This window comes from Mesorhizobium sp. 128a, from assembly GCF_053848025.1.
Genome location: NZ_JBSPKY010000010.1, coordinates 91,707 through 110,420, shown reverse-complemented (window position 1 = coordinate 110,420; position 18,714 = coordinate 91,707). Strand labels below are relative to the sequence as shown.

The window sequence follows — 18,714 nt, the reverse complement described above, 5'->3', positions numbered from 1 at the left end:
CCTACAGTTCGATCTGATACATCCTTGGCTCCGCTGCGGCCGGCGGCATCTTGCCGGCCATGATTGCCGATATGTCGCGGCGCAGGAAATCCAGCGGGCCGATCGCCGGCAGCACTTGCGGCGGGATGCGGGCATTGTCGCTTGCCGATTTCAGCACGCGCCGATCCTGCTGCAGGGCGAAGGCAAAAAGCGGCCGGAAGGCAAGCGCCTTGAGTTCGCCGAACAGGCCCTGGCGCGGGCCGATGAGCCAGCCGACGCCTTCGACGGTCCGTTCGTCGGCCTGACGCAAATGGAAGGTCGTCGCCAGCGCCAGACCGCCCTTGCCCCAATATTCCAGTTCGACGATGCCGGGATGACGGTAGCGGCCGATGGTTCTGGCGCGCTCGCCTTCCAGAAGCCGACTGACCAGCCCTTGCTGGCGATCCTCGCCGGTGTAGCAGCTTTCGACCCAGCCCTCGCCGCCGGTCACCTCGACGCGCACGAGATGGCGCTTTGCGGTGAGACCGCGCAGCACACCTTTGTGGGTGAAGTGGGTGTGGGTGGCGTCGAGAATGTTCTCGGCCGCGTCGAGCACGCTCGATTGCGCCGAACTGCGCACACGCTTCACGACGACATCCTGGCCTTGCATGCAGTGGAGATAGGGCTCGGCCTCGGGTGTGCCCGACGACACGAAGACGACGCCGTCGCGCTCGATGGCGCTGTAGCGGCGGACACGGTAGTGCGGGATATCTCCGACATGGCCGGGAATGGCGGTGCAGCGTCCCCCGCCATTGTAGCGCCAGCCATGATAGGGGCATTCGATCTCACCGCCGACGACCTTGCCGGTCGACAGTTCGACCAGCCGGTGGGCGCAGCGGTCGAACAGCGCTGCTATTCCCTGCGCCGAGCGGAACAGAACCAGCGGCGCGCCGTCGAACAGGATGCGCTTCGGCCTGGCTTTGATGTCGGCGGACCGCATCACCGCCTGCCAATAGTCTTTGTCCTGTTGCCGGGTTTCGCTCAAAGTTCGAATCTCCTGAGCAGGGGAATGCCTATCCGCGCCAGAACGGTTTCCATGATCCGCACCGCCACGCGTTGGTGGCGCGGCAGATGGCCGACATAGACGGCGTTGTATTCGACTGTCGCCACCGCGCCGCGCAAGCGTTTGAAGGCGGCGGCACCGGCGCTCATATTGAAGAACAGGCCGTGCGCCATGGCATGGTCCTGCGCCAGCGCCATCATCATGCGGTAGAGACCTTCGCTCACAGGCAGGCCGGTGTCATAGCCGACGATGGGCTGCGTCAATGTCCTGCCGTTCTTCGACAGCGCGGTGACTGCGACCAGTTCCCCGCCGGGACGGCGCAGACCCGCCAGCTTGAGGACGCCGCGACGGTGCATCTCGCCGATATAGCGGGCGGTATAGTGTGGGTTCAGCGGCGTGTATTTGTCGAGATAGAGCATCCGGTAGAGCGCCTCGCAGCGGGCATAGTCGGCCTCGATGAAATCGGCATTGCCGACCGTCTCGAAAGGCGTCGTGCGCAGCCGCTTGCGGTCGCGCTTCATATCATTGGACATGGCGGAACCGCGGCCGGCAAAAATGTAGACCTGCCGCGCTGCCAGCAGGCGAAACCCTTCCTGCTTCAGCGCCGCGATGGTCCAGGGATCGGCGGTCTCGTTCAGCGAGCGGATGACAATGGAGCGATCGGGAAAACGCGTCGTGAGATCGTCGCGGATCGCCGAGATCGCCTTGCGGTCGAGCTGCGGCACGGGATTGGTCGAATAGAGCCAGTTGTTGACCTGCACCTGATGGTCGAGGCCGCTGGCCCGTACCAGCGGTGCGCACAGGCCGATCAGCACCCGGATTGCCTTTTGCAACAAGGGCGATGAGACGAAATTGCGGGTCTCGTCGATGGCGTAGTCGATATAGGCGCTGGACGGGCAGCAGATATAGCAGTTGGGCGCTCCCTCAGCGTCGTTCAGCGTCAGCGGGAAGGAACGGCCGGCGATCTCGAAAGCCTCGACCTTCACAGTCAAATTGCGGACGAGGTCGCGCACCGGCACTTCGTTGAAAAGCCGCACGAAGGCTTCGACCTCGCGCGGGTTGTTCTCAACCTGGTCCAGTTGACCGAGTGGCAATGCGGCAGGCCCGTTCACAGCGGCACCCGGCATTCGACGCGGCGCAGCTTGCGGGCTGTCTCCAGCGGCAGGTCCTTGCGCACCAGACTGACCGTTGCTGTCGCCTGGCGGGCCGCCAGCAGCGTGCGCACCGCCTGATGCGCGGCAGCAGCGGCTTCGTCGGCAAGCTTGGGCTCGAGACTGAGTTCGATCGCGTCAGGCGCGGTCTGGACCAGGCGGAAATCGTCGATGCGCCGGTCGGCCTTCAACACAGCATTGCGCAATATGTCGGGCGTCACAAGAATCTTCCCGTGCGGCGAGGCGAGCCGGAAGGCATCGTCCATGCGGCCGACGATCTCATCCACGCTGCGCAGCGGCGAACCGCAGCGGCATGGTGTTTGCGAAAGCCGCAACAGATCATTCATCCGGTAGCGCGCCATGATCTGGGTTTGGCGGCGAAAGGCGGTGACGAGTGGCATGACCAGGCCGTCGCCGGCCGGTTGGAACTCGAAGTACACCGAATCCTCGGCCAGATGCAGCCCGCCCTTTCGGCACGTGACGGCGAACAGCCCTTCCGTCGCCATGTAGATCTGATCGAGCGGGCGGCCGAAGAATTTTTCGATAACTGGCCGGTCAATGGGATCGAGCGTTTCGGCAGCTGAAAACACACGCTGCGGTTTCAGCCGAAAAGTTTCGGCCGCAAAATATCGCAGCATTTTCGGCGGCGCGATGATCACCGTCGGCGCAAAATCCTCGAGCGCCGCGCGCCAATTCTCCGGGCCGCGCGTCAGGTCGAAGAAGGCGAGCTTGACCAAGCGCGATTTGCGGGCACTATCGTAAAGCCCGGTGTTTTGCGGCAGGACGACGGCGACGCGCATGCCGCGCAACAGAAGATCGGCGGCCGCCTTGGCCAGGATCGTGCCCAGCCAGCGGTATTTTTCCGCTTCCGAAATGACGAACAGGCCGCGATTGCCCGACGTGCCGGTGCTGGCGCCGACAGTCTGATCGCCGATGCGGCCATCGCCACCTTGAGCCTTCCAGGCTTCGGCGGCCGAGATGCCGTGGATGTTGAAGCGCTCGAAATTGGCCATCAGCGTCGCCTTGTCGGTCACCGGCAGGTCGCCGAGATGGAGCGGCGCCTTGCCGTAGAACGGCGCACGCGGCAGGTCGCGATCGAGAAAGCGGCGCAAGGCATGCGCCTGCCAGCGCTCGAAACTCTCGCGGCCCTTGCGCGAAGCCCATTGCGTCAAGGCGAATGAGCCGATCGCCTCGGCCGGCCCGTTCATGGGTTTTCTCCGCCCAGATCGTAGGACGTCACCGCTGGGTCATGGCAAAGCACGACCTCGCCGCCGGTTGCCAGAAACCGGCGCACCATCGCGCTGGTTGGCTCGAGCGCGGCGGCATCTTCGGCCAGCAGGGTAGCCGGAAGACCGGGCGTCCGGTTTTCGACCAGAGCCCTGATCAACCATTGCGCATCGACGGCGTAGAGCAGCGGCCGCTCCAGATCGGGGAACAGCAGGCCGAACTGGCCATCGGCATGGCCGGGAAGATCGACGGCGACGACGCTGCCGTCGCCGAACAGATCGGCGCCACCGGGCACGCCGCCGCGCGGCTCGATTCGCCGCTTCGACGACAGCCGGTCGAGCCGGGTCTCAAAATCAGGGGGAAACAGTTCCTTGAACACGCCATGGCGCAGATTCTGCCGAGCTGTCTTGGCCCTGATCCTCGCCCAGGCGGCGTCATTGGCGATGAAGTGGGCGTGGGGGAACAGCGACAGGCCCGACATGTGGTCGGCATGGAAGTGGGTGACGATGACCGTGCGCACATCTTCCAGCGACAGGCCGAAGCGCGCCAGAACCGACAGCGGCTGCTCGGCCTCGTTGAGTTCGGGCCCAAGGATCGCACTGTAGAGACGCAGCGCGGTGCCGCGCCCGCGTGCATGAGTTACGTGCGGTGTGTAACCGGTATCGATAAGCACGGGGCCGACCTGCGGATGCAGGATCAACCCATAGCGGACCCTGAGCCGCACGCTCGTCCAGCTCCCGCCTCGCAGGATCAGGCGCTCGGCCGCATTGACCCAGGCACTGTTGGCGAAGACGATCTTCACGCAGCCCCCTCCGTCGCCTTGCCGAATGTGCGGTCGAGCCCTTCCTCGAACGACACTTTCGGCACCCAACCGAGGATGCGGCCGGCCTTGGCAATGTCCAGGCTCTGCGCATAGGCGAACAAGCCGAGACCGTAGCGCGTCACCGGCGGTTCAGGCCGGCCGGGCAGAAGCTCAGCCACCGTCTCCGCCAGCCCGGCTGCCAGCATTGCGGGCAAAAGCGGCATTTTGCGCCAGCGCGCCCGCACGCCCGCGCGGGCGCAGGCCGCCTCGGCAATGCGGCGCACCGGCACCACCTCGCCGCCGGAGATGTTGAAAATCTGACCCTCGGCGGCACTACCGGCAGACAGTGCGGCAAGCACCGCGTCGACGACGTCCTCGATGTAAGTGAGATCGATGCGCGCCCGACCATCGCGAAACAGCGGCAGCGGGCGCTGCCGCGCCACCTGCAGCAGGCGCGGCAGCAATGTGCGGTCGCCGACGCCATAGATGCCGCGCGGACGCAGCACCGCCGGACCGATTTCGGGCACCGCCAGCACGATCTCCTCGCCCTGCCGCTTGGTGCGGGCATAGTGGTTGACCGGAGGGGGCAAAGCAGCATCTTCGCTGACGCCGAGCTGGTCGCGATAGGCGAAACAAACCGTCGGGCTGGAGATATGGACGAAGCGGCGCACGCCTCTCCGGCGGGCGAAATCGGCGAGGTTGCGCGTTGCCGTGACATTGGCCGTCTCGAAATCCGCCAGCCGGCCGAAGGGCGCCGAAAGGGCCGCGCAATGGACGATCGCATCGACGGTTCCGAGAGCGCGTTCGGCAGCAGCGTCGAATGGTTGGGACAGATCGAGCCGAACGACCCGATGGCCGACGGCTTCGAGCGCAGCGCAACGTCCGGTGTCGCGGCCGGTGCCGAGCGCCGGTGTGCCCAATGCCGCCAGCCGCGCCATGACCTGTGCCCCGAGGAAGCCGCTGGCGCCGGTGACGAGCACGCGCCCCACGGTCAGGCTTCCAGCGCCATGCCGCCGAGCGATACGCCGGCCGAGGTGCCGAGGAACAGCACTTTGGCGCCTGGCGCAATGCGTCGCTCACAGCGCGCGACATCGAGCGCGAACGGAATGGACGCCGCGATCTGGTTGCCAAAATTGGCCGCGATATTGACGAGTTTCTCCGGTGAAAAACCGGTCTGGCGCGCCATATGGGCGAGCGCAAACGGACTTGCCTGATGTGGCACGACGACATCGACATCGTCGCGCCGCCAGCCGGCGCGGTCGAGCAATTCGACAACGAAACCGCTGAAATGGCGCGAGGTGACGCGGAACAGCTCCTTGCCGTCCATGTGGAACAGGCTGTGGCGGGCGAATTCCTCGGGCTGGCGATGAAAGTCGAAACGCGTGCCGCCGGAGCCGATGCTGCAGGCCTCGTAGGCCGAGGGATAGGTGCGCATCAGATTGGCCGCCACCCTGCCCTCGCCGGTTGCCACCTGTTGCACGACCGCGGCAGCGGCGCCATCGCCGAACAGGGCCGCGATGTCCGGTCGGTCCTGCCACGGCAGCGCGCGCGATGCGATCTCTGAGGAAAACACCAGCGCGGTGCGGCATTGCCCGGCCTCGATCAGGCGCGATGCGGTCTCGAAGGCGGTGAGGAAGCCGAGGCAGGTGCTGTTGACGTCGAAGGCGGCGGCCAATCCATCCGCCAGGCCCAGGCGCTGCATGACCAGCGGTGCAGTTGCCGGCAGCGGCTGGTAAGGCACGCCGCAACCGCCGATGACCAGATCGATGCTGCCGGCCTCGATCTTGGCATCGGTGAGCGCCAGCCGCGCCGCCGCACAGGCGAGATCGACTTGCGATTCGGCCTCGCAGACATAGCGTTCGATGACGCCGGTTGCAGCTTCGAGATGGCCATCGCCAAGCCCCAGCCGTGCGTCGAGAGAACGCGACGTCACGCATTGGGCCGGCACGGCCCGACCGGTTCCGATGATCTTGACCCGCATTCTCAGCCCGCCAAATGAGCCTGCATCTGCCTAATCCATAAGACGGATCCAGCGTTATGGCCATCATCGGAACAAGACGAATGCGCGGGAAATATGGAAACACATATTGAATTTTGACCGGAGTCTCGTGCAAGTATAGGCTCGGCACGGAGGCAGCTATGGCCAGTTCTTTTTCCCGCTTTGTTTCGTCGATTTTCGGCGGATCCAAAACTGAGCCGAAGAAAGAGCGGCGAAACAATTGAAGCCAACACAAAAGGCTTGGTCAGGGCCGAATGGCCGGGTGAACTTCAATTCCTGTTTATCGAACCATCCGCCGAGGATGTTGCGGAGGCTCTGGACGGCTGGAAATGGATCGGGCTGGATGGGTTGGAACCTGCCGTGGTTTCGACCTTCGGTGACATATTTTTCCGTGCCCGCGATGGGTCAATTCACCATCTCGACATGCTTGACGGACAATTGGGCAGAGTCGCCAGAAACTGGGCGGAATTTCAGGCCATCCTACAGAACGAAACGCGCCGCGATGAACTGCTGTTGGCGGGTCTTGTCATTGCCGCCCAAAAGAACGGACTAATTCCCGCAGCTGGCCAATGCTATGATTTTAAAAAGCCGCCAGTGCTCGGTGGCGAAATGAACGTCCGCGAGATGGAAACCACGTTTTTCGTGGTGAAGGTTCATATCGCAGGCCAGATTCACCGGCAGGTGAAGGATCTTCCGCAGGGCACTAAAATAAACAAGGTTACAATCAGCGACAGCTGACCTCCCTACGCCTTGCGCTCCCAGCGCCGGTCGGGCGTCTGCTGCCAGTAGGTCACGGCGTGGCCGGCCTCTTTCAGCACTTTCCAATGCGTCCGGGCGCCTTCGACCTGGGCTGCATCATGGCCGTCGAACAGGAACACGGCGCGTTCGTAGCCGGCGAGATCCGCGGGCGCTGCGGCATCGACGAGGAAGCGTATCTGCGCCTGGTTGGGATTGGCCTCGCTCGTGGTCAGGAGGATCGGCTGCTCGGCGGGATAGGCTTCGCGATCGGTCGCATGGGCCAGGAACGAATCGTCCCTGAACGTCCACAAATGCTGGTCGAGCGCGTCGCGCCGCTCTTCGGTGCCGGTCTGCACCACGGCGCGCCATCCGCGATCGACACTGCGCTCGAGCAAGCTCGGCAGCGCATCCTCAAGCGTCGATTCGGTCAGATGATAAAACAGGACATCGGCCATGGCAGGAAAGGCTTTATCCCTCGTAATTGTCGCGCACCAGGCGATCGAGCAGCCTGACACCGAAACCCGAGCCCCAGGACTGGTTGATCTCGCTCGGCGGCGAGCCCATCGCGGTGCCGGCGATGTCGAGATGCGCCCACGGCGTTTCCTTGACGAAGCGCTGCAGGAACTGCGCGGCGATGATGGCGCCGCCATAACGGCCGCCGATGTTTTTCATGTCGGCATTCTTGGAATCGATCAGCTTGTCGTATTCGGGCCCAAGCGGCATGCGCCACAGCCGCTCCTGCGTCGCCTGGCCGGCCGCCGTCAACCTGTCCGACAGTTCGTCATTGTTGGAGAACAGGCCGGCATAGTGCTGGCCGAGCGCGACCATGACGGCGCCTGTCAGCGTCGCCAGATTGACCATGAATTTCGGCTGGAAGCGGTCGTTGCAATACCACAGCGCATCGGCCAGCACGAGGCGGCCTTCGGCATCGGTGTTGAGCACTTCGATAGTCTGGCCCGACATCGAGGTGACGATGTCGCCTGGGCGCTGGGCGTGGCCGTCGACGGCATTTTCCGCCAGCCCGATGACGCCGACAACATTGGCTTTGGCCTTGCGCGCGGCGAGCGCCTGGATGAGCCCGACGACGGCCGCGGCACCGCCCATGTCGCCCTTCATGTCTTCCATGCCGGAAGCCGGCTTCATCGAATTGCCGCCAGTGTCGAAGGTAACGCCCTTGCCGACGAAGGCGACCGGTGCGTCCTTGGCCTTGCCGCCCTTCCATTGCATGACGGCCATGCGGGCGCCGCGCGGCGAGCCCTGCGCGACACCGAGCAGCGAGCCCATGCCGAGCTTCTTCATTTCCTTCTCGGTGAGGATCTCTACCTCGACGCCGAGCGCTTCCAGTTCCTTGGCGCGGGCGGCGAATTCGACCGGGCCGAGCGCATTGGCGGGTTCGTTGACCAGGTCGCGCGCCAGGAGCACGCCGTCGATGACCGCCACTTCGTCGGTGAACGCCTTTTTCGCGGCGGCCGGATCCGCAGTGTGGATGGTCACCTTGATCGGCTTCTTCGGCTCGGCGTCTTCCTTGTCCTTCCTGGTTTTGTATTTGTCGAAGGAGTAGCTGCGCAGGATGATGCCGGCGGCAAGGTTCGCCGCTTGCCTGCCGCCAATTTTTGCGCCCGGTACATCGAGAATGACGGCCACTTCGGTCGCCTTGCGCAGGGATGCGGCAATGGTGCCGCCAAGCTTCAGCCAGGCAAAGTCATCGAGGCTGGAGAGTTTGCCGGTGCCGACCCCCAACAGCCGGTCGAGCGATGTTCCCTGCGGCGCCAGCACTTCGACCACACTGGCGAATTTTCCGGAAAAATCCGCCACCGGAAACGCCCGCGCCAGCGTTCCCTCCGGATCGCAAGCCTTTGCCGGCTCGCCAAGACCGCCATCGTCGGCCGCCAGCACGAAGACGCTGCCCTTTTTGGGCGCGGCAAATTTGGCGAAGGCGATCAACGGTCTCAAAGTCATCAGGTCCTGCTTTCGGAAACGGCTCGGATTTTCAGGGAAGATGGTTTTCAGGGAAGATGCGCGACATTTGGTCGTTTTCCTTCATTTGGCAAGACTTTGCCGGAATCGAGGCCCATATGCGCTGTGGAATCGATGACGATTCGTCGCGGCACGGCCCCGCTTTCCTGCCGCAACCTGTTGTTAACCATCGATGTTCTCGCTTTCTTATCCATTGCCGCCGACACTCCGGCCCGCGGGACGGGCGATGGGGGACGGAAATCGGATCGATCCGCTGAGATGGAAAGGCTTTGCAGACCCAGTTGTACAGGCGCAGCCGGACTACTACCTTGTCTGCGGGCATGATGCCGTTCGGCAAATCGAGAAAAGCCTTACATGAAGGTCGTTGAACGCTACATCATGCGTCGCGCGCTGGCGGTGTTTCTCGCTGCGCTGATCTGGACGCTGGCCATTGTCTGGACGACGCAGGTGCTCGCCCGCATCGACCTCGTCACCGACAACGGCCAATCGGCGCTGACGTTCTTCGAGGTCGCGGCCCTCATCATCCCCACGATCATCCCGATCGTGGTGCCGTTCGCCCTGGTGGTGGCGGTTGCCCAGACGCTCAGCGTCATGAACTCCGATTCGGAACTGGCCGTTATCAACGCCGCCGGCGCCTCGCGCTGGACGATCGCGCGACCAATCCTTTTGCTCGCGCTGGCCGCCAGCGTCTTTTCCTTCGCCGTCGACAATGGGATCGAACCCTATGCTAGGCAGAAGAACCGCCAGCTGATCGCATCCTCGCGCGCCGATCTCTTGTCGCTGATCATCCAGGAAGGCACCTTCCGCAAGATCGACGACGGGCTGTTCCTGCAGGTCGGCGATCGGCTGCCGGACAACCGGCTTGGCGGCATCTTCGTCGCCGATTCGCGCGAGGAAGGCGCCAATCTGATCTATTATGCCAAGAGCGGCAGCATCGTCGAAAAGGGTGACGAGAAGGTGCTGATGATGAATGACGGCGTCATTCATCGCAAGTCGCTGACCGGCGACCTGTCGGTCATCCGCTTCACCTCCTACGCCTTCGATCTGTCCGCCTTCATGTCGGCGGCGAACGACATCCTGCTCCTGCCCAAGGACCGAACGACGCAGTACCTGCTCAACCCGGACCCCAACGACAAAATCTTCCAGCGCAGGCCCGGCGCCTACAAGGCCGAGCTCGACCAGCGCTTTTCCGAATGGTCATATTCGCTGGTGTTCGCGCTGATCGCTCTGGCCGTGGCAGGCGATGCGCGCTCGCACCGTGAGGCGCGTATCCATCCGCTGATCACAGCCATTGCCATTGCCCTGTTCGTGCGCTGGCTGGGCTTTTTTGCCGCCGGGAAAGCCGACAAGGTCCCGCAATATGCGTACATGGTCTATGGCGTGCCGATCGTCGCCTCGGCGGTCGCCATCTGGTTCATCGTCACCTCGCGCAGCATGGAACTGCCCGGCAGCTGGGCCGACTGGCTGACGAATTTCGCCGGCCGAGTCAGCGATGGCTGGACGGCGCTCAAGCTGCGTCTGAGCCGGCGCTACACATCCGGCCAGGGAGCCTGACGATGGGCTGGACCTTGGGCCGCTACTTTTTCTTTCGCTACGTGTCGATCACGATCTGGTTCTTTATCGGCCTTCTGGCGCTGGTGTTCCTGATCGACTTCACCGAACTGTCCGGCCGCATCACCGGCCTGCCGGGCTTCACCTACGGTACGGCGGTCGCCATCTCGGCGCTGAGGATGCCGATGATCATGCTGCAGACGGTTCCGTTTGTCGGCCTGTTTTCGGCGATGGCGACGCTGGTCTCGCTCAACCGCAAATACGAGTTGGTGATTGCGCGTTCGGCCGGCGTGTCGGCCTGGCAGTTCCTGTTGCCCTGCTGCATCGGTGCGTTGTTATTCGGCGCCCTGTCGGTCGGCGTGCTCAATCCGATCGCGGCGCACGGCTTTTCCTGGTCGGAGCAGATGGAAAACCAGCTGCGGTCCGGCAATTCGAACGCGGTGGCGGCCGATGCCACGCCGTGGATCCGCCAGAAAACCAGTTCCGGTGACACCATCATCGGCGCCCGCGCCATCCTCAACCAGGGCCTGGAGATGGCCGACGCTGTGTTCTTCGTTCTCGATCCGCAAGGCAATATCGTCGAGCGCAAGGACGCGGTGCGGGCTTTCCTGCGCGACGGTTATTGGGAATTGCAGGACGTCAAGGTGTTCAAGGACGGCAACATCCGCTCGGAAGCGACCGACCAGTTGCCGACCAACCTCAAGCCGGAGTTCGTGCAGGAGCGGCTGGCGCGCCCCGAAACCATTCCGTTTTACGAGCTTCCCGGCAAGATTGAGGTTGCCCGCTCCTTCGGCCTCAAGGCAAATGCCTTCGCCATGCAGTTCGATTCGCTCGTGGCGTTACCGTTTCTGCTTGTGGCCATGACGCTGATTGCGGCAACAGTTTCAATGCGATTTGCGAGGATGGGGCAGTCGGCAACGATGATTCTGGGTGGCGTCCTCGCCGGCTTTCTGCTTTATGTCGTTTCGGTATTGGTCAAGGCATTCGGCGTGGCGGGATTCGTGCCCACAGCCGTGGCTGCATGGGTTCCGGTTGTCGTGGCTATGTTCTTTGGGGTGACATTCCTGCTATACAAGGAAGACGGCTAGTGAGGGAAGCGGCTTTGCGCAGCCATAGGCAGGCCGGTTTGGCGCGCCTTTATTCGGCGAGCGCCTTGGCATGTCTGCTCGCTTGCGGTGTGCCCATGGCTCCAGCGCTGGCGCAGGACGTCACCGACATGGCAACGAAGGTTCCCTCCGGCACCCAGATGCTGCTGGCGGCCGACACGCTCGTCTATAACAACGACAACCAGACGGTCACCGCCATCGGCGGCGTCCAGATCGACTACGGCGGCAACAAGCTCGTCGCCCAGCGCGTCGTGTATGATCGCAACACCAAGCGGCTCGTCGCCAGCGGCAATGTCGAGATCGTCAACAGCGACGGCACCAAGATCAACTCGCAGCACATCGATATTACCGACGATTTCGCCGACGGGTTCGTCAATGCGCTGCGCGTCGAAACACCCGAAAAGGCCTATTTCGCCGCCGAAAGCGCCGAGCGCATGGGCGGCGTGCTGACAACGTTCCACAATGGCGTCTATACGGCCTGCGAGCCTTGCGAGGACAAGCCGGACAAGGCGCCGACCTGGCGGGTCAAAGCCAGAAAGATCATCTGGAACGGCGAAAAGAAGACGGTTCGCTTCGAGAACGCGAATTTCGAATTCTTCGGCTTCCCGCTGGCCTATCTGCCGGCATTCGAGATCGCCGATCCGACGGTCAAGCGCAAAAGCGGCTTCCTGATCCCCAGCATTGCCTACAACACCGATCTGGGCGTCGGCGTCAAAGTCCCCTACTATTTCGCTTTGTCGCCGACCTACGACCTCACCGTCACCGGCAGCGGCTATACCAAGCAGGGTTTCCTCGGCGAGGCCGAGTGGCGCCAGCGCTTCAACAATGGCCAGTACACGCTGAAGATCGCCGGCATCCGTCAGGAGAATCCGGACGAATTCATCGACGATTTCGGGCACAACGTTAATTCGGGTGAACCGGGCGACCCCAACAAGTTCCGCGGCATGATGGGCACCAAAGGCCAGTTCGCCATCAATCCGCGCTGGGATTTCGGCTGGGACATCCTGCTGCAGAGCGACAAGAATTTTTCGCGCACCTACACGATCGACGGCTACAACGACTACGTGCACCAATCCTCGGTCTACCTGACCGGCCTCAACGACCGCAACTATTTCGATGTGCGCGCCATGCGCTTCCAGGTTCAGGAAAACACGCTGGACAGCAACATTGCGGCGCGCAGCGACAAGCAGCCCTGGGTGCTGCCCTCGCTCGATTATGCCTACATTCCCGACATGTCGGTGGCCGGCGGCCAGCTGTCATTCAACGTCAATGCGCGGGTCATCCGCCGCGACGACCTCGACGAGGCCTACTTCACCCCCAATACGCCGGCATCGGGCGTCCAGCGTGTGCGTGGCATCGAGGGTGAATCCGGCCGCCTCACCACCGAGGCCGAGTGGAAGCGTACCTTCACCACCGACGGCGGTTTGCAGCTGACGCCGCTTCTGGCCCTGCAGGGCGACGTCGACTACCTCAACGCTTCGTCGGCTTCCCTTGTTGAGATCAACAAGATGGCGGCCGATCCTCGAATAGACACCACCGACGACATGCGGTCCTCCTTCGCTCGTTATATGGCGACCGCAGGACTTGAAATGCGCTGGCCGGTGCTGTTTTCGATGATCGGCTCCAGCCACATCGTCGAGCCGATGGCGCAGGTCTTCGTGCGCCCGAACGAGCAATATGTCGGCGGGCTCGCCGTTCCCAACGAGGATGCGCAGAGCTTCGTCTTCGACGCCACGACCCTGTTCGAGCGCGACAAGTTCTCCGGCTACGACCGCGTCGAAGGCGGCACCCGCGCCAATGTCGGGTTCCGCTACTCCGGCGCCTACGACAATGGCTGGGGCACCAACGCCATCTTCGGCCAATCCTACCAGCTGGGCGGCCGCAACTCGTTCGATTCCCCGGATCTGGTCAATGCGGGGGCCGATTCGGGGTTGGAAACCGAGACCTCCGATTATGTTGGCCTCATCGGCTTCAGCAGCCCGAGCGGCTTCTCGGGTTCGTTCAGCGGCCGCTTCGACGAGCAGAGCTTCGAAGTTCGCCGTGCCGAGGTGAAGGCCGCCTATTCCGGCCTGCCGGTTTCGCTGAGTGCCAAATACGCTTTCATCCAGGCGCAGCCGCTCTACGGGTTCACCACCGATCGCCATGAAGTGACGCTCGGCGCCTCGACGCACCTGGCCGAAAACTGGCGCGTGTTCGGCACCGGCACCTACGACCTGCAGCAAAGCGTGCTGGTCAAGGACGGCGTCGGCTTTGCCTACAATGATTCCTGCTTCACCTATCTGATGACGTTCTCGGAATCGCGCGACCTCATCACGAAGGAAGTGTCGCAGAATGTCGGCTTCAACCTGTCTTTCCGCACGCTCGGCGATTTCGGTTCGTCACAAAGCTCGATCGACTCGATCCAGTAGAGCCGGCTGACGACATCGTTTTGCCGCATAAAGCGGGCACGGCATTCGCTCATCCAAACCGGGCTAGAATTGGGATGCTTTCGATGAGGAAATACCTGTTTTCGGCAGGATTCGCGCTCCTGATAGCGGCGACCTCGGCCTCGGTCACCCTGATGGCGCCGCCGGCCTTCGCCAGTGAAATCAAGTATGTCGTCAACAACATGCCGATCACCACCGGCGACATTGCGCACCGGGCTGCCTTCCTGAAGCTGCAGCGCAAGAAGGGCGATGCAGGCAAGGAAATGATCGACCAGGCCCTGCGCGTGGCCGAGGCCAAGCGCCTCGGCATCCGCATCACCGACGCCCAGGTCGAGGCCGCCTATCAGCGCTTTGCCTCGAACAACAAAATGCAGCTCAAGCAATTGGACGGCGTCATGGCGCAGTCCGGCGTAACCAAGGAGCATTTCAAGGAATTCATCCGCGCCCAGATGGCGTGGAACCAGGCGCTGAGCGCACGCTATAGCGGCGGCGGACAGGCGAGCGAACAGGATCTGGTCAAGCACATGCTCGAAAAAGGTGGCGCCAAGCCGAGCGCCACCGAGTACATGCTGCAGCAGGTGATCTTCGTGGTGCCGAAGGCCGAGCGCAGCGCCACACTCGCCAAGCGCAAGCGTGAGGCCGAGGCCATGCGCGCCCGCTTCAACGGCTGCGCCACCACGCGTGAATTCGCCAAGGGCCTCATCGACGTCACCGTTCGCGATCTCCCCCGGGTGCTGGCGCCGCAACTGCCGCCAGACTGGGCCGAGCAGATCAAGGCCACCAAGCTGGGCGGTGCCACGGCCGTGCGCGAGACAGATCGCGGCATCGAATTCATCGGAATCTGCTCGTCACGCGAGGTTTCCGACGACAAGGCTGCCCAGATGGTGTTCCAGAGCGAAAGCACCGGCGACAAGAACGCCGACGAACTCTCGGCCAAATATGTCGAGGAGCTGAAGGCGAAAGCCAAGATCGTTACGCGCTGAAACCGGCCTGGCCGTGCGTGAGACAGAGCTTCCGCTGGCGCTGAGCGTCGGCGATCCGTCCGGCATCGGACCGGAAATCGCCATTGCCGCCTGGCAGAGGGCGCGCCGTTCCGGGGCAGCGCCCTTCTATCTTCTCGCCGATCCAGCGCTGATTGCCGCGCGGGCGCGGCGGCTCGGCGCGGAGGTGGCGATCGCGGAGACACTGCCGGCGCAAGCCGCCGATGTCTTTCAACATGCATTGCCCGTGGTACCGCTGGCGGCCCGCTTCACCGACGATCCCGGCCGGCCCGACCCGACCAACGCCGCCGGCATTATCGAGGCCATCGACCGCGCCGTCGCCGACTGCCTCGCCGGCCATGCGGCCGCGGTCGTGACCTGCCCGATCGCCAAGAAGCCGCTTTACGATGCCGGCTTCGGCTTTCCCGGCCACACCGAATATCTGGCGCATCTGGCCTCTCTCCACACCGGTGGCGTGGTGACGCCGGTCATGCTGCTGGCCGGCCCCGAATTGCGCACCGTTCCGGTCACCATCCACATCGCGCTGGCAGAGGTGCCGAAGGCGCTGACAACGGAACTGATCGTTGCGACTTCGCGCATCACCGCTGCCGATCTTGCAAGCCGCTTCGGCATCGCCAGGCCGAGACTCGCGCTTGCCGGACTCAATCCGCATGCCGGCGAAAGCGGCGCCATGGGGACGGAGGATGAGCGCATCATCCGTCCGGCGGTCGACATCTTGCGCGCGCAAGGCATCGACGCTTTCGGACCGCTGCCGGCCGATACGATGTTTCATGCGCGCGCCCGCGCCGGCTACGACGTGGCGATCTGCATGTATCACGACCAGGCGTTGATCCCGGCCAAGGCGTTGGCCTTCGACGAGGCGGTCAACGTCACGCTTGGCCTGCCGTTCATCCGCACGTCGCCCGATCACGGCACTGCCTTCGACATCGCCGGCAAGGGCATCACACGTCCCGACAGCCTGATAGCGGCGCTGGCGCTCGCCCGCCGGCTGGCCGATACCAGTACAAGGGTCGCAGCCGCATGAGCATCGATGGGCTGCCGCCGCTGCGCGAGGTGATCGAGCGTCATGGGCTGCAGGCGAAGAAGGCGCTTGGCCAGAACTTCCTGCTCGACCTCAATCTGACCGGCAAGATCGCGCGCGCCGCCGGCGACCTCTCCGACAGCACCGTGATTGAGGTCGGCCCCGGCCCCGGCGGACTGACCCGGGCGCTGCTGCTTGCCGGCGCAAAGCGCGTCGTTGCCATCGAACGCGACGAACGCTGCCTGGCGGCGCTTGCCGAGGTCTCCAACCGCTATCCGGGCCGGCTCGAAGTGATCGGCGGCGACGCGCTGAAGACGGATTTTGCCGCTCTTGCCAATGCCGCGGCGAAAGGCGGCGGCCCGGTGAGGATAGCCGCCAACCTGCCCTACAATATCGGCACCGAGCTTCTGATCCGCTGGCTGACCGTAGCGGACTGGCCGCCCTTCTATCAATCGATGACGCTGATGTTCCAGCGCGAAGTGGCCGAGCGCATCGTCGCCGGCGCCGGCAGCGATGCCTATGGCCGGCTCGGCGTTCTGGCCGGCTGGCGGACCGAAGCCAGGATCGTCTTCGACGTGCCGCCGCAAGCTTTCACGCCGCCGCCCAAGGTGACGTCCTCGGTGGTGAATCTGATGCCGCGCGCCAGCCCGCTGGCGACGGACGTGAAAAAACTCGGCCGCGTCACCGAAGCCGCTTTCGGCCAGCGTCGAAAGATGCTGCGGCAGAGCGTGAAGAGCCTCGGCGGCGAAGCCTTGCTGATGCGTGCCGACATAGATCCGACAAGGCGCGCAGAGACGCTCAGCGTCGAGGAATTCGTGCGGCTGACGAACGCGGTGTAGCTTTCCTTCTCCCCGTGAACGGCGAGAAGGAGAAACCCTACTGCGTTTTCTCGTCCAGCAGCCCCGAGACGAAATCGAACAGTCCCGGCCGCCTATCCCGTCGCAGCCGCTCGGCAGTGACTATGCCGCGCACTTCGGCGAAGGCGCGGTCGAGATCGTCGTTGACGATGACGAAGTCGTATTCCTTCCAGTGCTCGATCTCGTTGCGGGCGTTCTTCAGCCTGGTCTCGATCACCTGTTCCTGGTCCTCGGCGCGGCGCTTCAGCCGCGCCTTCAATTCCTTCATCGACGGCGGCAGGATGAAGATCGAGACGATGTCGGCGCGCATCTTCTCCTTGAGCTGCTGGGCGCCTTGCCAGTCGATGTCGAACAGCATGTCGCGCCCTTGCGCCAACGCCAGTTCGGCCGGCTCACGCGGTGTCGCATAGCAATTGCCATGCACCTCGGCCCATTCGAGCAGTGCGTCGGAATCGCGCAGCCGCTCGAATTCGCGCATGGTGCGGAAGTGGTAGTGGACGCCTTCGATCTCCGAGCCACGGCGTGGCCTGGTGGTGACCGAGACCGAAAGTTCCAGGCTGCCATCGCTTTCCAGCAGGTTGCGCGCGATCGTCGACTTGCCGGCGCCAGACGGCGACGACAGGACCAACATCAGCCCGCGTCGGCGAATGCGCGACCCCAGATCCCTGGCAACCATCGGCTCCTTGGCACCCATTTTGGGTTACTCCAGATTCTGGACCTGTTCGCGAAACTGGTCGACCACCGCTTTGAGCTCCAGCCCGATGGCGGTGACAGTGGCGGCGTTCGACTTCGAGCACAGAGTATTCGATTCGCGGTTGAATTCCTGCGCCAGAAAATCGAGCTTGCGGCCGATGGCGCCGCCATTTGCCAGCAGCGCCCGGCCCGACCCCACATGTGTCTTCAGCCGGTCGATTTCTTCGCGGATGTCGGCCTTGGTGGCCAGGAACGCCGCTTCCATGTGCAGCCGGCCGGCATCGAGATTGGCCGACGTATCCATCAGCAGCCGCACCTGTTCGGCGATCCGCTCGCGGATTGCCGCCGGGTCGCGCGACGGGTCGGCCTCGGCCTTGAGCGTCAGCGCCTCGATGCCGTCGATGTGACCGGAAAGCAGGGAGCGTAGCGCTTCACCCTCGCTTTGGCGCGCCTGCTCGAGACCGGCAAGCGCCGTTTCGAGCGCTGACAGGATTGCCGCGTCGAGCGCTGCCCGCACCTCCTCGGTTTCGCTGCTTTCAGGTATATCCAGCACGCCGCGCAGGGAAAGCAGACCGTCGGCGGTCGCCGGGGCAACACCGAACTGGTCCTGCAACCGCTTGGCCAACCCGGCCAGATCCCTGAGGAAGACTTCGTTGACCACCGGTTGTACTTGCTGACCGGCGGCACGGCTGACGGTCAGGGTCGCCTGGAAATTGCCGCGTGCGAAGCGCTTCTGCAGCGTCTGCCGGACCGCCGGCTCGAGCCGCTCAAAGCCTTGCGGCAGCCGCAGCCTGACCTCGACGCTCTTGCCGTTGACCGACTTGACCTCCCAGGCGATCGAGGCGCCGTCGTGCTCGCCGACGGCGCGTGCAAATCCGGTCATGCTCTGCAAATTCATGATGCGGCTCGTGTCTTCCTGATGTTCCGATTCTGAAATCCTGCTGGCGTTCGATATCACGGGCAGCGCGAATGTCAGAATCGCAATACCGGCAAGGTGTTGATTTCCGGTGTCGTTTTGATCTTGCAGTGCGGAAATCTGCACACGCTCGGACCAGGGCCGAAGGCGCTTCGAAACGCGCCGCGCGTTCAAAGCAGTAGACGCGTCGCCTGTATCCGCAGCGCGTAAGGTCAATCCGTCAAAAAG

General features: G+C 63.6%; 18 protein-coding genes. 7 read left to right on the top strand and 11 right to left on the bottom strand.

Annotation, left to right across the window (positions count from 1 at the left end):
• Nucleotide 1: 1 nt before the first annotated feature.
• Genes ACWTU9_RS17845 through ACWTU9_RS17820 form a run of 6 tightly spaced genes read right to left on the bottom strand, consistent with a single transcriptional unit; the run spans nucleotide 2 to nucleotide 6,182 of the window.
• Complete coding sequence (locus ACWTU9_RS17845) at nucleotides 2–1,003, bottom strand: Rieske 2Fe-2S domain-containing protein (RefSeq protein WP_455859419.1); 1,002 nt, start codon at nucleotides 1,001–1,003, stop codon at nucleotides 2–4.
• Nucleotides 1,000–2,133, bottom strand: coding sequence for a GNAT family N-acetyltransferase (locus ACWTU9_RS17840; RefSeq protein WP_455859418.1), 1,134 nt, complete (start codon nucleotides 2,131–2,133; stop codon nucleotides 1,000–1,002). Before ACWTU9_RS17840 ends, ACWTU9_RS17845 begins: the two co-directional genes overlap by 4 nt.
• A complete protein-coding gene (locus ACWTU9_RS17835) occupies nucleotides 2,130–3,380 on the bottom strand; it encodes a F390 synthetase-related protein (protein ID WP_455859417.1) in 1,251 nt (416 codons plus the stop codon). Before ACWTU9_RS17835 ends, ACWTU9_RS17840 begins: the two co-directional genes overlap by 4 nt.
• Entirely contained in the window at nucleotides 3,377–4,201 is an 825-nt protein-coding gene (locus ACWTU9_RS17830; protein WP_455859416.1) for an MBL fold metallo-hydrolase, read from the bottom strand. The genes ACWTU9_RS17835 and ACWTU9_RS17830 overlap by 4 nt, the downstream gene beginning before the upstream one ends.
• A complete protein-coding gene (locus ACWTU9_RS17825; protein ID WP_455859415.1) occupies nucleotides 4,198–5,190 on the bottom strand; it encodes an NAD-dependent epimerase/dehydratase family protein in 993 nt (330 codons plus the stop codon). Before ACWTU9_RS17825 ends, ACWTU9_RS17830 begins: the two co-directional genes overlap by 4 nt.
• A gap of 2 nt (nucleotides 5,191–5,192) precedes the next feature.
• Entirely contained in the window at nucleotides 5,193–6,182 is a 990-nt protein-coding gene (locus ACWTU9_RS17820) for a 3-oxoacyl-[acyl-carrier-protein] synthase III C-terminal domain-containing protein (RefSeq protein WP_455859414.1), read from the bottom strand.
• Between the two features lie 258 nt (nucleotides 6,183–6,440).
• Between ACWTU9_RS17820 and ACWTU9_RS17815 the strand changes: the two genes are divergently transcribed.
• Complete coding sequence (locus ACWTU9_RS17815) at nucleotides 6,441–6,938, top strand: T6SS immunity protein Tdi1 domain-containing protein (RefSeq protein WP_455859413.1); 498 nt, start codon at nucleotides 6,441–6,443, stop codon at nucleotides 6,936–6,938.
• A 5-nt stretch (nucleotides 6,939–6,943) separates the two neighbouring features.
• Here ACWTU9_RS17815 and ACWTU9_RS17810 read toward each other — a convergent pair whose 3' ends face one another.
• From ACWTU9_RS17810 to ACWTU9_RS17800, 3 genes are read right to left on the bottom strand one after another with little or no spacing between them, the layout of a single operon-like run.
• A complete protein-coding gene (locus ACWTU9_RS17810; RefSeq protein ID WP_455859412.1) occupies nucleotides 6,944–7,393 on the bottom strand; it encodes a DNA polymerase III subunit chi in 450 nt (149 codons plus the stop codon).
• A gap of 13 nt (nucleotides 7,394–7,406) precedes the next feature.
• Nucleotides 7,407–8,897 carry a leucyl aminopeptidase gene (locus tag ACWTU9_RS17805; RefSeq protein WP_455859411.1) on the bottom strand — a complete coding sequence of 497 codons (1,491 nt, stop codon included), beginning with the start codon at nucleotides 8,895–8,897 and terminating at the stop codon, nucleotides 7,407–7,409.
• Between the two features lie 47 nt (nucleotides 8,898–8,944).
• Nucleotides 8,945–9,109: a hypothetical protein gene (locus ACWTU9_RS17800; protein ID WP_455859410.1), complete on the bottom strand. Its 165-nt coding sequence runs from the start codon at nucleotides 9,107–9,109 to the stop codon at nucleotides 8,945–8,947.
• Between the two features lie 160 nt (nucleotides 9,110–9,269).
• On the opposite strand from ACWTU9_RS17800, the gene lptF reads away from it, so the two are divergent.
• The 6 genes from lptF (at nucleotide 9,270) to rsmA (ending at nucleotide 16,859) form a co-directional block, all read left to right on the top strand.
• Complete coding sequence (lptF, locus tag ACWTU9_RS17795; protein WP_455859409.1) at nucleotides 9,270–10,469, top strand: LPS export ABC transporter permease LptF; 1,200 nt, start codon at nucleotides 9,270–9,272, stop codon at nucleotides 10,467–10,469.
• Nucleotides 10,470–10,471: 2 nt separating this feature from the next.
• Entirely contained in the window at nucleotides 10,472–11,554 is a 1,083-nt protein-coding gene (gene lptG / locus ACWTU9_RS17790; RefSeq protein ID WP_454588328.1) for an LPS export ABC transporter permease LptG, read from the top strand.
• Entirely contained in the window at nucleotides 11,554–13,980 is a 2,427-nt protein-coding gene (locus ACWTU9_RS17785; protein ID WP_455859408.1) for an LPS-assembly protein LptD, read from the top strand. The genes lptG and ACWTU9_RS17785 overlap by 1 nt, the downstream gene beginning before the upstream one ends.
• Nucleotides 13,981–14,054: 74 nt before the next feature.
• On the top strand, nucleotides 14,055–14,981 hold the full coding sequence (locus ACWTU9_RS17780) for a peptidylprolyl isomerase (protein WP_455859407.1): 927 nt from the start codon (nucleotides 14,055–14,057) through the stop codon (nucleotides 14,979–14,981).
• A gap of 13 nt (nucleotides 14,982–14,994) precedes the next feature.
• Entirely contained in the window at nucleotides 14,995–16,023 is a 1,029-nt protein-coding gene (pdxA, locus tag ACWTU9_RS17775) for a 4-hydroxythreonine-4-phosphate dehydrogenase PdxA (RefSeq protein WP_455859406.1), read from the top strand.
• A complete protein-coding gene (rsmA, locus tag ACWTU9_RS17770; RefSeq protein WP_455859405.1) occupies nucleotides 16,020–16,859 on the top strand; it encodes a 16S rRNA (adenine(1518)-N(6)/adenine(1519)-N(6))-dimethyltransferase RsmA in 840 nt (279 codons plus the stop codon). Before pdxA ends, rsmA begins: the two co-directional genes overlap by 4 nt.
• Before the next feature lie 37 nt (nucleotides 16,860–16,896).
• Here rsmA and gmk read toward each other — a convergent pair whose 3' ends face one another.
• Entirely contained in the window at nucleotides 16,897–17,571 is a 675-nt protein-coding gene (gene gmk / locus ACWTU9_RS17765) for a guanylate kinase (protein WP_454577104.1), read from the bottom strand.
• 6 nt (nucleotides 17,572–17,577) lie between these two features.
• Nucleotides 17,578–18,468, bottom strand: coding sequence for a YicC/YloC family endoribonuclease (locus ACWTU9_RS17760; protein WP_455859404.1), 891 nt, complete (start codon nucleotides 18,466–18,468; stop codon nucleotides 17,578–17,580).
• Nucleotides 18,469–18,714 lie beyond the last annotated feature (246 nt).